At 70.3% G+C, this 13,615-nt stretch carries 12 protein-coding genes; 1 reads left to right on the top strand and 11 read right to left on the bottom strand.

The features are described 5' to 3' along the window. Positions 1 to 7: 7 nt before the first annotated feature. The 11 genes from ABZ953_RS26005 to ABZ953_RS26055 all read right to left on the bottom strand — a co-directional run bounded on the left by ABZ953_RS26005 (position 8) and on the right by ABZ953_RS26055 (position 11,887). The gene (locus ABZ953_RS26005; RefSeq protein WP_361727932.1) at positions 8 to 523 is read right to left on the bottom strand and encodes a hypothetical protein; all 516 of its coding nucleotides are present in this window, start codon (positions 521 to 523) and stop codon (positions 8 to 10) included. Beyond that, a complete protein-coding gene (locus ABZ953_RS26010) occupies positions 520 to 1,731 on the bottom strand; it encodes an MlaD family protein (protein WP_361727935.1) in 1,212 nt (403 codons plus the stop codon). The genes ABZ953_RS26005 and ABZ953_RS26010 overlap by 4 nt, the downstream gene beginning before the upstream one ends. Continuing rightward, positions 1,731 to 2,885: an MlaD family protein gene (locus tag ABZ953_RS26015; protein ID WP_361727938.1), complete on the bottom strand. Its 1,155-nt coding sequence runs from the start codon at positions 2,883 to 2,885 to the stop codon at positions 1,731 to 1,733. Before ABZ953_RS26015 ends, ABZ953_RS26010 begins: the two co-directional genes overlap by 1 nt. After that, a complete protein-coding gene (locus ABZ953_RS26020; RefSeq protein ID WP_361727940.1) occupies positions 2,882 to 4,030 on the bottom strand; it encodes an MCE family protein in 1,149 nt (382 codons plus the stop codon). Before ABZ953_RS26020 ends, ABZ953_RS26015 begins: the two co-directional genes overlap by 4 nt. A gap of 122 nt (positions 4,031 to 4,152) precedes the next feature. Beyond that, positions 4,153 to 5,238 carry an MCE family protein gene (locus ABZ953_RS26025; protein ID WP_361727943.1) on the bottom strand — a complete coding sequence of 362 codons (1,086 nt, stop codon included), beginning with the start codon at positions 5,236 to 5,238 and terminating at the stop codon, positions 4,153 to 4,155. Next, the gene (locus ABZ953_RS26030; protein ID WP_361727945.1) at positions 5,235 to 6,269 is read right to left on the bottom strand and encodes an MCE family protein; all 1,035 of its coding nucleotides are present in this window, start codon (positions 6,267 to 6,269) and stop codon (positions 5,235 to 5,237) included. Before ABZ953_RS26030 ends, ABZ953_RS26025 begins: the two co-directional genes overlap by 4 nt. Then, positions 6,266 to 7,585 (bottom strand): MCE family protein, encoded by a 1,320-nt coding sequence (locus ABZ953_RS26035; RefSeq protein ID WP_361727948.1) that lies wholly within the window; start codon positions 7,583 to 7,585, stop codon positions 6,266 to 6,268. The genes ABZ953_RS26030 and ABZ953_RS26035 overlap by 4 nt, the downstream gene beginning before the upstream one ends. Continuing rightward, positions 7,582 to 8,412, bottom strand: coding sequence for an ABC transporter permease (locus ABZ953_RS26040; protein WP_361727951.1), 831 nt, complete (start codon positions 8,410 to 8,412; stop codon positions 7,582 to 7,584). Before ABZ953_RS26040 ends, ABZ953_RS26035 begins: the two co-directional genes overlap by 4 nt. A 3-nt stretch (positions 8,413 to 8,415) precedes the next feature. Further along, the gene (locus ABZ953_RS26045) at positions 8,416 to 9,213 is read right to left on the bottom strand and encodes an ABC transporter permease (protein ID WP_361727954.1); all 798 of its coding nucleotides are present in this window, start codon (positions 9,211 to 9,213) and stop codon (positions 8,416 to 8,418) included. Next, entirely contained in the window at positions 9,210 to 10,352 is a 1,143-nt protein-coding gene (locus ABZ953_RS26050) for an ATP-binding cassette domain-containing protein (RefSeq protein WP_361727957.1), read from the bottom strand. The genes ABZ953_RS26045 and ABZ953_RS26050 overlap by 4 nt, the downstream gene beginning before the upstream one ends. Before the next feature lie 71 nt (positions 10,353 to 10,423). Further along, positions 10,424 to 11,887, bottom strand: a complete 1,464-nt coding sequence (locus ABZ953_RS26055) for a DUF6801 domain-containing protein (RefSeq protein ID WP_361727959.1) — start codon at positions 11,885 to 11,887, stop codon at positions 10,424 to 10,426. Positions 11,888 to 12,410: 523 nt separating this feature from the next. On the opposite strand from ABZ953_RS26055, the gene ABZ953_RS26060 reads away from it, so the two are divergent. Further along, complete coding sequence (locus tag ABZ953_RS26060; RefSeq protein ID WP_361727962.1) at positions 12,411 to 13,613, top strand: helix-turn-helix domain-containing protein; 1,203 nt, start codon at positions 12,411 to 12,413, stop codon at positions 13,611 to 13,613. Positions 13,614 to 13,615 lie beyond the last annotated feature (2 nt).

Below are 13,615 nucleotides of genomic sequence, written 5' to 3' on the forward strand. Positions count from 1 at the left end.
TGGCCCCCTATTCCGTTCCGGCCGGTATCGCCGTCAGCGAGGTGAGTTTCCAGTCCGGCCCCTTGTCGAGGCCCGCCTCGAAGCGTTTGCGGTCGGTGGTGGACCTGCCGGTGCGTTCGGTCACCTCGACGCGCACGGTGGCGATGACCTTCGCCGTGCCCGACCGGGTGTCGAGGGCGACGACCGCCGCGTCGATGACCGTGGCACGGGTGCTCGTGCCCTCCTGTTCGAGGGCCTTGGCGCTGTCGTCGCCGGTGCGCCGCAGCTCGTCCGCGAGCGGCCCGTCCGCCGCTTGTGTCCAGGCGCGCAGCGAGGCCCGTACGTCCTGGCCGTCCATGGTGTTGAGTACCGCGATGTGGGTGCGGGCCGCGTCGAGGGCGGCGGCACGGTCGCGGGCGTACGCGAGATCGTCGTCGGCGCGCGTCTGCGCGTAGGTCCATCCCGAGAAGCCGCAGAAGAGCGCTCCCAGAAGCAGCGCGCCCGACCAAGCCGACCAGCCCCAGCAGCCCCGCCCTCGCCTCATGACTTCCCCATTCCGAGCAGTTCGTCGAGGCCGTTCGGGCTATCGGAGGGCGCCTTGCTCCGCGTGAGCCAGTCCGATCCGGGGCGGGCGGGGGCGGGCACGCCGCCGCGCGGTGCGTGTGCGGAGCCGCGTACGTTCTGGCCGCTTGCCGGTGACGCGGTGCAGGCCGCCTTGGTGTTGGTGGGGGCGGGCGAGGTGTCGAGGCCGTTGCGGTAGGTGGTGCCGCCGTATCCCGCCGTGCAGGGCAGCGGCTTGAAGAAGGTGGTGATCATGCCGAAGCGCACTCCGTCGGGGCCGATTGCGGTCGCTCCGGTGGAGGCCACCCGCGGGATGCGCACCATCAGCTCGCGGATGCCGCGTTGGCGGGTCACCAGGAGTTCGGAGGTGGTGACGAGGTTGGCGAGCACGACGCCGAAGCCCGGGTCGGTGTCGCGCAGCAGAGCGGTGAACTGGGTTGCCGCGTCCGGGGCCGTGGCGACGAGACGGCGCAGGTCGGGGTCGGACTTCTTGAGCTGCGCCGCCAGTTCGGCGGTGCCGCTCGCGAAGGACTTCAGTGCGTCGGACCGCTCGTTCTGGGTGCGCAGGACGGTCTCGCCGTCGATGAGCAGCCGGGTGGTTGCGGGCAGTGACTTCTTGGCCGCCCTGATGAACTCGCTGCCGGTGTCGATGAGGATCTGAAGGTCCTGCCCGCGCCCCCCGAAGCTCTTGCCGAGCTCGTCGACGACCGTGCGCAGTGCGGCGGTGTCCACCGAGGAGGCGAGCCGGTCGACGCTGGTGAGGACGTCGGTGACCGGCGCGGGCGTCCGTGTGGCGCCCCGGGGGACGACCGATCCTTCGGCGAGGTAGGGCCCGTCGTCGGTGCGCGGACTCAGATCGAGGTACTGCTCGCCGACCGCCGAGAGGTTGGCGACCTTCGCCTCCAGGTCGCTGGGGATCTTCGGCGCCGATTCCTCGATGCGGATACGGGCCTCTACCCCGTCGTCGGTCAGCTCGACGGATTCCACCCGGCCGACGTCGACACCGCGGTAGGTGACGTTTCCGTGGCTGAACAGGCCCCCCGTCTCCGCGAGTTCGACCTTGACCGTGTAGTAGTCGCGGGCGCCCACGTATCGCCCGAGGTCCGCGTACGTCGTCGCGATGTGGGCGAGGACCAGTACGCCGAGCACGAGGAAGGCGATGTTCTTGAGGTGCGTGGAGAGGGTGAGCACTAGGAGTCGCCTCCTGACGTTCCGGTGACCGCGGGCAGCGGAAGGGAGGAGCGGGCGGCGCCGCCACCACTACCCCGGACGGGCGGCACGATCTGCGTGCCGGGAGCCGCGGCGATCTTCAGATAGACGTTGAGGTAGTCGCCCTTCACTCCGGTGAGCACCTCGTCCGTGAACGGATAGGTGAACATCACCTGCAGCGACTGGGGCAGGTCGGCGCCCGAGTCGGCGAGGTTGCGCAGGACCGGTGCGAGGGCCTTGAGGTCGGCCACGAGGTCGTTCTTGGTGCGGTCGACGGTGTCCACCGCGACGTCGGAGAGGGAGTCCAGGGCGCGCAGCATGGAGACGAGGGAGGAGCGCTGTTCGCTGAGGACCTTCAGGCCGGGCGGCAGGTCCCGCAGGATGTCGCCGATCTTCCGGTCGCGGGTGGCGAGGGTGGTGGAGAGCCGGTTCATGCCGTCGAGTGCGGCGGTGATGTGCTTCTTGTTCTTGTCGAGGCTCTTCGCGGTGGTGTTGATCTGCCGCAGTACGGAGCGGACTTGGCCCTCGTTGCCGCCGAGCGCCTTGTTGAGTTCGCTGGAGATGGTCTGGATCTGCTGGACGCCACCGCCGTTGAGCACCATCGACAGGGCGCCGAAGACCTCCTCGATCTCGGGGTTGCGGTTGGTGCGGGCGACCGGGATCACGGCTCCGTCGCGCAACCGGCCCCTGTTGTGTGCGTAGGCCGCCTTGATGCCGGTCCTGCTCTTCTGGAGGTCGGGGCGGGCCCGCATGTCCTCGGGGGCGGTGAGCTGGACGTACTTTTCGCCCAGGACGCTGGACTGCTCGAGGTTGGCGTAGGCGTTGGCAGGCAGTCGTACGTCGCCGTTGACCTTGAGGGTGACGCGGGCGGCCCAGCCGTCGTCGGCGAGGGCGACCCGGGTCACGCGGCCGACGTCGACGTCGTTGACCTTCACCGCGGAGTGCGGGAAGAGGCTCACGACGTCTTGGAACTCCGCGGTGATCTCGTACGGATGGTCGCCGAGGTCGGCTCCGCCGGGCAGCGGCAGGTCCTGCAGACCGTCGAAGTCCGGGAGGCCGCCGGCGCCCAGGGCGAGGCCCGCGAGGGTCACGGTGAGGGAGAGCCCCAGGGCGAAGCGTGCGGTGCGGCGCTTCATGGGCGGCCTCCCCCGGCGCTGTCCGGCCTGCCGTACACGGTGCCGACCGGCGGCAGCGGCAGAGCGGGCAGGTTCCTGGTCCGCTCGTGGGGGACGGCGACCAGACCGGCGTCGGCGCCGCGTGTCCCGGTGCCTGTGCCCCCCGTGCCTATGGCCTCCATTCCTGTGGCCCCCGTGCCTGTCGCCCTGTTGCCCGTCGCTCCGGCGAGTTCGTTGATGTTGGCGCGGCCGTCGATGGTGCGGGTGCGCGGGTTGTAGGCCCGTTCGAGGTTGGCCGCGGCGAGTGGCAGTGCGTCCAGGGCCTCGGCGACCGAGGCACGTTGGTCGACGACGGACCGGGTGAGACCCGCCAGCTTGTCGACGTTCGACTTGAGGCGCCCCCGGTTGTCGCTGATGAAGCCCTTGACCTGGCCGAGGGCCGTGCCCAACTGCTTGAGGGCGGCGGCGAGGTCGTCCTTGTCGTCGGCGAGGAAACCCGCGACGTCCGACAACTGGGTGACGGCGCGCCGCACTTGGCCGTCCTTGCGCTTGAGCATGCTGATGAACTGCTGTAGCTGCTCGACCGTCCGGACGACGTCGCCGCTGTTTCCGTTGAGGACGGCGGACGCGCCACCGAGCTGGTGGATGGTGTCGCCGATGTCCTTGCCGTTGCCGTCGAGGTTCTCCGCGCCCGCCTCGACGAGCCCGGCGAGGGCGCCGTCCTTGTTCGCACCCTTGGGGCCGAGGGCGTCGCTCATGTCGGTCAGGCTCTTGAGGAGCTCGTCGACCTCGACGGGGGTCGCCGTGCGCTCTGCCTTGATGACGTCGCCGTCGCGGATCTGCGGGCCGCCGCCGTAAGCGGGGGCGAGCTGCACGAACCGCCCCGACACCACGCTGGGGGCCACCACGACGGCCTGGACCCTGGCGGGCACCTTCATGCCTTCGTCGAGGGTGAGCCGCACCCTCACCTGCCTCCCCTCGGGCCGGACCTCGTCGACGCGGCCGACGCGGACGCCGAGCACCCTGAGGTCGGAGCCTTCGTGCACGGCGACGGCGCGGTCGAAGTAGGCGGTGAGGTGCTTGCCGTCCCCGCCGCGCGCGAGAGCCGTGACGCCGACGATCCCGCCCGCCGCGAGCAGCGTGACGACGAGGACGAGGATGACCACGCGCGCGTATCCACGTCCGTATCCGCGTGCGTATCCACGTCCGTATCCGCGTGCGTATCCACGTCCGTATCCGCGTGCGTATCCACGTCCGTATCCGCGTGCAGGTGCTCGTGTGCGGGCCATCATCGGCCGCCTCCCCGCTGCGGCGTTCTCAGCGCATCAGGCGTTTTCGGCGGCATGCACCCGGTGGCCGGGCCCGTACCCGTGCCCGTACCCGTAGATAGATAGTCCTTGGGGACAAGGCCGCACAGATAGCCGTCCATCCAGCGCCCGTTGCCGAGGGTGTTGCCGACGAGCCGGTAGTACGGTCCGGCGGCGGCGAGGGCCTTGTCGAGGTTCTTCTTGTTCTTGGCGAGGACGTCGGTGACCCGGTCGAGCGCGGTGAGCGCGGGCCCCAGCTGCCGATCGTTGTCGTCGACGAGGCCGCTGATCTCCGTGCCGAGGTCACGGGCGCCGGTGAGCAGGGCGTGGACGGCCTTCCGCCGGTGGCGTACCTCTTCGAGGAGCAGGTTGCCGTTGTCCAGGAGCCGCTCGAACTCCGTCCGCTTGCTGTTCAGGGACGTGGTGAACTTGGCTGTTCCAGCGAGGAGTTCGGACAGTTCGTCATTGCGCCTGGAGATCGTCCGGGAGAGCGCGGCAAGTCCCGTCATGGCCTTGCGAACGTGCGGTGGAGTCTTCGCGAAGACCCCTGTGACGGCCTCGAAGCTCTTGGCGAGCTGGTCCTCGTCGAGATCACCGGTCGTACGGCTCAGGCCGTTGAAGGCCTCCATCACGTCGTACGGGGAGGTGGTGCGGCGGGCCGGGATGCGCTTGCCGGGGTCCTGCTTACGGCTGCCGAGCGGGTCCACGGCCAGGTATTTGGCGCCCAGCAGCGTCTTGATGGCGATGCCGACGGTGCTGCGGTCGCCGATCCAGGCGTCCCGCACCTCGAAGGTGACCTTCACCTTGGGGCCGTCAAGGGCGACGTCCGCCACCTTGCCGACCCGTACACCGGCGATCCGCACCTCGTCACCCGCCTTGAGCCCCACCGAGTCCCGGAAGTCGGCGGTGTAGCGGGTGCCGCCTCCGCCGATCAGGGGCAGCGACGCGGCGTTGTAGGCGAGCAGCCCGACGAGGGTCATGGCCAGGAGCCCGGCGAGGGCGACGGCCACCGGGTTGCGTTCGCCGAAGGGCTTGATGCGGGGTCGCCGCAGTCGGGGCCGCTTCATGCCCGGCACCTCGCGTCCTTGATCGCGAGCCCGGTCGGCGGCGGACTGCCGTCGTAGGTGGTGACACCGCTGAGCTTCGCTTCGCAGAGGTAGAGGTTCAGCCAGGACCCGTAGGACGCGATCCGGGAGACGGCCGCCATCTTCCGCGGTGTCTTCTCCAGGAAGTTCTCGACCAGCGGCGCGTTGGCGGCGAGGGTCCCGGACACCCGCCCCAGATCGCGGATGCCGTTCTTCAGGGGGGCCCGGCTCTCCCGGAACAGGCCCGCCGTGCTCACGCTGAGCTTGCCGAGGGAGTCGACGGACCGGCCGATGGTCCTGCGGTCGTCGGCGAAGCCGGAGACGAGCTTCTCGACGGTTCCGATGAGTTCGGTGAAGCCCTTCTGCCGGGTGTTGACGGAGGTGAGGACCCGGTTGAGGTTGCTGATGACCTCCCCGATCACCCGGTCCTTGGTGGCGACCGTCGTGGTCAGCGAACCGACCGTCCGCAGCAGGCTCTCGACCGTCCCGCCCTCGCCCTGGAGGACCTGCACGATCGACGCCGCGAGCTGGTTGGTCTCCTTCGGGGAGAGGCCCTGCATCAGCGGCTGGAACCCGTTGAAGAGCTGGGTCAGGTCCAGCGCCGGGGTGGTGCGGCTCAGCGGGATGGTCTGTCCCGGGCGCAAGGCGCGGCCGACCGGCCCCGCACCCCGGCGCAGCTCGACGAAGCGCTGCCCGATCATGTTCAGGTACTTGATGGACGCCGTCGCGGAGGCGGGCATGCCCCGGTCCGCGTCCAGCGCGAACTCGACCTCCGCGTAACGGCGTTGGACGATCTCGATCGAAGACACCTGACCGACCTTCACCCCGGCGATGCGCACGGAGTCGCCCTCGTTCAGGCCGGTGGCGTCGGTGAACCAGGCCTTGTAGGCGCGGGTCCTGCCGACATCGGTGCCCGCGACGCTCAGGGCGAGCACGGTGGTGGCCAGGGCGGTCACCACGATGAAGATCAGCGACTTGACGGCGGGTCCGGTCAGGCTGCGCTGTCCGCTCACCTCAGCTTCACCTCCGCCCCGCGGAAGGCCGGTCCGGCGAGGACGCTCGACCAGTCGGGCAGGGAGCCGCGCCGGGCCCGGTCCGGTGCGGCGAGGAGCTCGGTGACAAGGTCGTTCTCCTGGGGCGAGTTGGCCACGCCGAGACCGCCGGACACACCGCTGAGGGTGGTGGCCGTGCTCTGTCGCGCGGAGTACGAGCCGCCCGCGTAGGGGACGGGGTAGCAGCGCGGCCCGCCGCCCGCCCCGTAGCGGGGTGCGTCCCTGCCCGGCACGTAGGCGCCGCGCGAGGGGAGGACCCGCACATCGACGCGCAGGCCGGGCCGGTCCGTGCCCTTGCCGAGGGCGGCGTCCATGGCCGGGACGAAGTCGGCGACCGTGCGCAGGGTGCAGGGGAAGGCGGGCGCGTACCGCGCGAGGATCTCCAGGGTCGGGCGGCCGGTCGCGGTCAGCCGGATGAGGTTGGCCCGGTTGGCGCGCAGCCAGCTGCCGAACTCCTGGGAGCTGCTGGTGACGGACGCGTACAGCGCGGAGAGCTCGGTCCGCCGCTCGGCGATGGTGGCGCTCGTGACGGTGGCGTCGTGCAGCGCGTCGACGAGGTCGGGGGCCGCCTCGGCATAGGTGTCGCTCAGCTCGACGAGCTCCTTGATGTCCTTGTTCAGGGACGGCAGATGGGGGTTGAAGCCCTTCAGATAGCCGTTCAGCGTCACCAGCGAGTCGCCGAGCCTCTCGCCCCGCCCTTCGAGGGCCTTGGCGAGGGCGGACAGCGTGGCCGAGAGGTCCTGCGGCTGTACGGCGGTCAGCAGGGGCAGCAGATTGTCGAGGACCTGCTCCAGTTCGACGGCACTGCGGCTGCGGTCCTGCGGGATGACGCTGCCCGCGGTGAGCGGCCGCGCCGAGGGGTGTGCGGGCGGTACGAGGGCCACGTACCGCTGTCCGAAGAGGGTGGTCGGCAGGAGCTGGGCCCGCACGTCGGACGGAACCCGGCCGATCTTGTCGGGCTGCAGGGCGAGGGTGAGCCGCGCGGTGGAGCCGCCCGTGTCGATCTTCTTGACCTCGCCGACGACGACGCCGCGCAGCTTGACCTCGGCGCTCGGGTGCATCTCGCTGCCGGCCCGCGCCGTTTCGACGACGACGGTGGCGGCGGCCGTGAACTTCTTCTCGTACACGGCGATCGACAGCCACACCAGCAGGGCGGGCACCACGAGGTACACGACTCCGGCGAGCCGTCTGCGGCGGGCGAGCGCGCCCTCCGTGGGGCGGGTGCGCGGCACCTGGGCCGCCGCCGGGCGGGGCCGGGTCGTCGGCGGGGCGCTCATCCGGCCACCTTCACCGTGGTCGTGGCGCCCCAGAGCGCCAGGCTGAGGAAGAAGTCGGTGACGCTGATGAGGACGATCGCGGTGCGCACCGAGCGGCCGACGGCCACCCCGACCCCGGCCGGTCCGCCCGAGGCGCGAAAGCCGTAGTAGCAGTGCGCGAGGATCACGAGCACGCTGAAGACCAGCACCTTGAGGAAGGACAGGAGCACGTCCGTGGGGACCAGGAAGAGATGGAAGTAGTGGTCGTACGTGCCCGTGGACTGCGAGTTGAACAGCACGGTCGTCGCGCGTGAGGCCAGATAGGAGCCGAGCAGGCCGATGCCGTACAGCGGGATGATCGCGAGCGTGCCTGCCACGATGCGGGTGCTCACGAGGAACGGTGTGGAGCGCACGCCCATGCTCTCCAGGGCGTCGACCTCTTCGCTGATGCGCATCGCGCCGAGCTGTGCGGTGAAGCCCGCGCCGACCGTGGTGGACAGGGAGAGGGCGGCGACGAGCGGGCCGATCTCCCGGGTGTTGAAGTAGGCGGAGACGAATCCGGTGAACGCGTCGGTGCCGATCTGGCTGAGCGCCGCGTACCCCTGGAGGCCGACGACCGTGCCGGTGAACACGGTGATGCCGATCATGACGCCGACGGTGCCGCCGATCACCCCGAGCCCGCCGCTGCCGAAGGCGACCTCGGCGAGGAGGCGCTGGATCTCTTTGGGGTAGCGGCGCACGGCGCGCGGTATCCAGAACAACGCCCGTGCGTAGAAGAGCAGTTCGTCGCCCGGCCGGTCCAGCCAGGCGAAGGCGCGGCTCTCGCGTCCGCGTTCGGTCAGGGCCATGGGTCACAGCCCCTTCGGGGGGACGAGCTGAAGATAGACGCCCGTCAGGACCATGTTGACGAAGAAGAGGATGAGGAAGGTGAAGACGACGGACTGGTTCACCACGTCGCCCACGCCCTTCGGCCCCCCTTTCGGATGGAGTCCGCGGTACGCGGCGACGACCCCGGCGATGAAGCCGAAGATCAGCGCCTTCAGCTCGCTGATGTAGAGGTCGGGCAGTTGGGCGAGGGCGGAGAAGCTGGCGACGTACGCGCCCGGAGTGCCGTTCTGCATCACGACGTTGAAGAAATAGCCTCCGAGGATGCCCACCACGGAGACCAGGCCGTTGAGGAGCAGCCCGACCAGCATCACGGCGAGCACCCGGGGGACGACGAGGCGCTGGACGGGTGAGACGCCCATGACGCGCATGGCGTCGAGCTCCTCGCGGATGGTGCGCGAGGCGAGGTCCGCGCAGATCGCGGACCCGGCGATGCCCGAGATGAGCAGGGACACGATCAGCGGGCTCGCCTGCTGGATGATGACGAGGACGCTGGCGCCGCCGGTGAAGGACTGGGCGCCGAACTGCTCGATGAGGGAACCCACTTGGAGGGCGATCACCGCTCCGAACGGGATCGTCACCAGCATCGCGGGCAGGATCGTGACGCTGGCGATGAACCAGAACTGCTCGACGAACTCCCGCCCCTGGAAGGGCCGTTTGAAGGTCAGGCGCAGGACGCTCACCGCGAGCATGAACATCTGGCCGATCTCGCGCAGCACACCCAGGCCCGGCAGCGGCGCACGCGCGGCGGGCGGAGCGCTCATGCGCCCGCTCCCCTGCTCAGGCGGTGCGCGGCGAGCGTGGGCGCCTCGCCACCCAGCGGATCTCCGCCGCCACCCAGCGGATCTCCGCCGCCACCCAGCGGATCTCCGTCGACACCCAGCGGCCCTCCGTCGCCATCCCGCGGCCCTCCGCCGCCATCCCGCGAACGCCCGTCGCCGCCCCGCAGGCTCGCCTCGACGGCGCGGCGGGCGGCGGGCGGCAGCTCGTGCAGCATGCTCTGGACCCGCTCCCTGCGGCGGCGCACCGCCTGGCGCTCCGGCAGTCCGGGGGTGGGCGCGAGCTGCGGCACGATGGTCCGCTCCGTGGCGGGTCCGGCGACGATGCCGTGCGCGGCCTCCAGGTCCAGGGTGGCCTGGTCCTTCTCCTCCGACATGCCGATGGGGCCCGCCCTGCGGGCGTTGAGGAACTGCTCGACCACCGGCTCCTCGCTGGTGAGGAGCACTTCGCGGGGCCCGAAGATCACGAGGTTGCGGCGGAAGAGCATGCCCATGTTGTCCGGGACGGTCGCCGCGATGTCGAGATTGTGGGTGACGATGAGCATCGTCGCGTCGATCTCGGCATTGATGTCGATGAGGAGCTGCGAGAGATACGACGTGCGCACCGGGTCGAGCCCCGAGTCCGGCTCGTCGCACAGGATGATCTGCGGGTCGAGCACCAGGGCCCGGGCCAGGCCCACGCGTTTGCGCATGCCGCCGGATATCTCGCCGGGCAGCTTCTTCTCGGCACCGGCGAGGCCGACCAGGTCGAGCCGCTCCATGACGATGCGGCGGATCTCCGACTCCTTCTTGCGGGTGTGCTCGCGCAGCGGGAACGCGACGTTGTCGAAGAGGCTGAGCGAGCCGAAGAGCGCACCGTCCTGGAACATCAGGCCGAACAGCTTCCGGGCCTCGTACACGTCCCGTTCGCGGCTGTTGACCATGTCCACGCCGTCGATGAGGACGTGCCCGCGCTCGGGGCGGACCAGGCCGACGATCGACTTCAGGAAGACCGTCTTGCCGGTGCCGGACGGGCCGAGCATCACGCTGACCTCGCCGCGCGGCAGGGTGAGCGTCACGTTCTGCCAGATGTTCTGCTTGCCGAACGACTTGGTCAGCCCTTCGACGACCACTTCGACTCCCATCGCACCTCCTTGCTCAGAGTTCGGGGTTGCTCGCTGTTCACGCTTCGGCCTCGCGCGGCCCGCCCTGCGCTTCAGAGCCCGGGGAGCTCCGGGACCGTGCAGGGCGATCCGGCGCCGCAGACGCGCCCTTGGCGGATCTTCAGGACGTTGCCGGGTCCTGAGACCGCGCCCGAGAGCAGTGCGTCCAGGTCCTCGCCGTGCGCACCGCACCCTGCGAGCGGCGGTATGTCGAGCTCGCCCTGGAGCAGTCCGCCCTCGCTCACCGGATAGCTGCCGGTGAGCTGCGTCTCGACGGGGCGCGAGGTGCGGCACCGGGGACCGACGTCGAGGGGCACCCCGTTGACCCGTACGTCGTACAGGCGCAGATGCTGGCGGTAGCCGACCCGGGTCTGCGGCGGCTTGCCCGGACGGATGATGTTGACGATGGTCGCCGGCTCCGGCTCGAAGCGGATCCGGGCGGTGGTCGGCTGAAACCCGAAGGTGAGGAACGTGCCCTCGGCGTCGGGCAGTCGCATGTCCCCGAGGTGGTCGTACTCCACGTATCCGGGCGCCCTGACCTCGCGCAGCCGCATGGCGAGGTGCATGAGCCCGACCCGGCGTCCGCGCGGGTCGTTGACGAGGGTGGAGCTCTTCAGCTTGCGCAAGGTGGCGAAGCCCACCGGCACCGCGCACGTCGAGGTCGGCTCCAGCTCGCTGACCTCGCCGCCCGCGGGCACGGGAGGCAGTCGCTGCGGGTCGAGCCTGCCCTTGGGCGGCTCCGCGGGGCACACGTCCGTGGCGGCTCGGGGCTGCGGCCCGGTGTCGACGCCCTTCGGGGGGCTGTTCGGGGTGTTCGGGGTGTCGCTGCTCTCGTCGCCGTCGCCGTCGCCGTCGCCTTCGTCTCCGGTGTTCGGTGCCGAAGGTGTCCCTGAGGCGGCAGCGTCGACGGGGACGGTCGCGAGCAGGGTCTCCGCGCCCCGGGCGGGGACGCAGGCGAGCCGGGCCGGGGTGGCCACGACCGGGCTCCCGGTGGCCGAGGCGGTGGAGGCGTCGATCGCGAGGCTCAACTTCCCTGCCCTGAAGGCGACATCGCCTCCGGAACCGACCGTCACATACGGCACGTCGCCGCTGAGCCCGAGCTCGACGGCGCCCCGCGCGGGCAGCTGCACCTCGGCGGAGGCCAGGTCCGCCCACTCGGCACGGGCCCGCTCCCGCCCCTGAGCGACCGCCATGACCACCGCGGCCGACCCCGTCATCGACACCGCCCCCTCAGGCAGCAGCTCCGCGACGACCGGCCGCGGCAGGCTCACCCGCACACTCACCGCCATGGGCCTGATCGGCTTCCCGGCCACACCGCGCCCGGGAAACGTGGCGTCGAAGGCGACCTCGACCTGCCGGACACCCGACGGCAGCGCGCAGTCGTACGCGGCCGTGAGCCGGGCCTCCCGCTGATCCCGCGCGGCAGACCCCGAGCCGGGCAGCAGCCCGAGTACGCAGGCCACGACGGTGACCACGGCCAGTCGGGTGGTACGCCCGCCGCTCAGGGCACCGGTCATCGCTGCTCTCCGATCAGAGGGCGGACCCCGCGGCAGGGGGGCCGCCGCGGGGTCCGGTGGAAAGGTCCTCAAGTGGTCCTGAAGCCGTCGGGGCCACGTGTGCGAAGGGGAGATCCGCACCTCGGAGGACCGGGTCAGGCATCGGGAAATGGCTTCTGACTAGGCCCGATCTGCTACCTGTTCAGCTTGCGATCCGGACCTTACGCACGGGTAACTGAGCGGCGCAACGGTCGAATTGCAAAAGCATCCCGGCCCGTGACCAGCGGGTATTTCCTTGTCCCCCGAGCAGCAATTCCGGGTGCGGCTTCGTCCATAAGTGAGCACTCTGCTGCCGGACTCTTGACGGACGCCGCACGGGCAGGGCGCCCTGAACACGGCACCAACGGGACGGAGTTGTCAGCTGAGAGTGGCGAGCAGGGTGCACACCGACTGCCTTTGGTCTAACGTGCCAGACGTCCCGAAGCGCCAAGATCAATTATGACCGGTCAGCGGTTTCGATCACGGGCGGAGTAAGGGGAGTTCCATGACAACTTCACTGAAGGCGGTGGATGCGGGACATCCGGCGTCTGCTCTCCCACGCGAATTCGCCGCGGTCATGCGGCCCGAACTGCCCGGACTGATTCAGGAAGTCATCGACGAGATCCGGCGCTCCTACCCCGAGTACGCCGAAGTCCTCGACGGCCCCTACTCCCGGGCCGTGCATCTCGTCGTCGAGCACAATCTGACGAGCTTCGTGGATCAGGTCGCCGCCCCGGACACGTCCACCGTCCAGCGCGACAAGGTCTGCCGCATGTTCGGCCGCTTCGAGGCCTACGAGGGCCGCAGCCTGGACACCATGCAGGCGATCTTCCGGCTCGGCACCCGGCTCGCCCTCAACCGGGCCAAACGGGTGCTCCGGCGGCTCAATCTGCCGGCCGGCCTGATGCTCTCCTTCGCCGACGCCCTGCTGCTCTACGTGGACAACCTCATAGAGGTCTCCCGCGAGGGCTATCTGGAGGCGCGGGCGGAGATGGAGCAGGGCCAGGACATCCAGCGCCAACGGCTCCTGAAGCACCTCCTCTCGGACGTGGCCGCTCCCCGGGCGACCCTCGTCGAACTCGCCGAGCGCGCCAGGTGGAAGCTGCCCGAAGAGGTCACCCCGATCGCGTTCAGCGCCGACGGCAAACCGGAACGGGGCGCGGTCTCCGAGGACGTCCTGGTCGACCTCAGCTCCCCGCTCCCGCACGCCCTGATCCCCGGGGCCGTCGACGAGTGCCGCCGCGCCTTCATGGACGCCGCCCCGCGCAGCATCCGCGCGGCCGTCGGCCTGACCGTGCCGCTCGCGGACGCGGCGGAGTCCCTGCAGTGGGCGCGAAGAGCCCTGAGCCTCGCCGAGGCGGGCATCCTCGACGACACCTCGTACATCTACTGCGAGGACCACCTGGTGACCCTCACCCTCTTCGCCGACCCCGGCCTGATCTCGGCGCTCGCCAGGCAGCAGCTCGCCCCGCTGGCGGGCCTCACGGCCAACCAGCGCGACCGGCTCATCCACACCCTGCGCGCGTGGCTCGACACCCGGGGGAACGTCCTGCAGATGGCCGAAATGCTCCATCTTCACCCGCAGACGGTCCGCTACCGGCTGCGCAACCTGGAGAAGGTCTTCGGCGACCTGCTGGCCTCACCGGACCGCCGCTTCGCCACGGAAATGGTGCTGCGCGCCCTGGAGTTGCGCTCACGCCGACCGTGAGG

The sequence above is a fragment of the Streptomyces sp. NPDC046465 genome (assembly GCF_040646035.1).
Taxonomy (GTDB): domain Bacteria; phylum Actinomycetota; class Actinomycetes; order Streptomycetales; family Streptomycetaceae; genus Streptomyces.

What these genes read in the sequence shown, in the direction of transcription:
- ABZ953_RS26005 (WP_361727932.1), bottom strand. Translation starts at nt 523, where the DNA reads ATGAGGCGAGGGCGGGGCTGCTGGGGCTGGTCGGCTTGGTCGGGCGCG.
- ABZ953_RS26015 (WP_361727938.1), bottom strand. Translation starts at nt 2,885, where the DNA reads ATGAAGCGCCGCACCGCACGCTTCGCCCTGGGGCTCTCCCTCACCGTG.
- ABZ953_RS26025 (WP_361727943.1), bottom strand. Translation starts at nt 5,238, where the DNA reads ATGAAGCGGCCCCGACTGCGGCGACCCCGCATCAAGCCCTTCGGCGAA.
- ABZ953_RS26035 (WP_361727948.1), bottom strand. Translation starts at nt 7,585, where the DNA reads ATGAGCGCCCCGCCGACGACCCGGCCCCGCCCGGCGGCGGCCCAGGTG.
- ABZ953_RS26040 (WP_361727951.1), bottom strand. Translation starts at nt 8,412, where the DNA reads ATGGCCCTGACCGAACGCGGACGCGAGAGCCGCGCCTTCGCCTGGCTG.
- ABZ953_RS26045 (WP_361727954.1), bottom strand. Translation starts at nt 9,213, where the DNA reads ATGAGCGCTCCGCCCGCCGCGCGTGCGCCGCTGCCGGGCCTGGGTGTG.
- ABZ953_RS26050 (WP_361727957.1), bottom strand. Translation starts at nt 10,352, where the DNA reads ATGGGAGTCGAAGTGGTCGTCGAAGGGCTGACCAAGTCGTTCGGCAAG.
- ABZ953_RS26055 (WP_361727959.1), bottom strand. Translation starts at nt 11,887, where the DNA reads ATGACCGGTGCCCTGAGCGGCGGGCGTACCACCCGACTGGCCGTGGTC.
- ABZ953_RS26060 (WP_361727962.1), top strand. Translation starts at nt 12,411, where the DNA reads ATGACAACTTCACTGAAGGCGGTGGATGCGGGACATCCGGCGTCTGCT.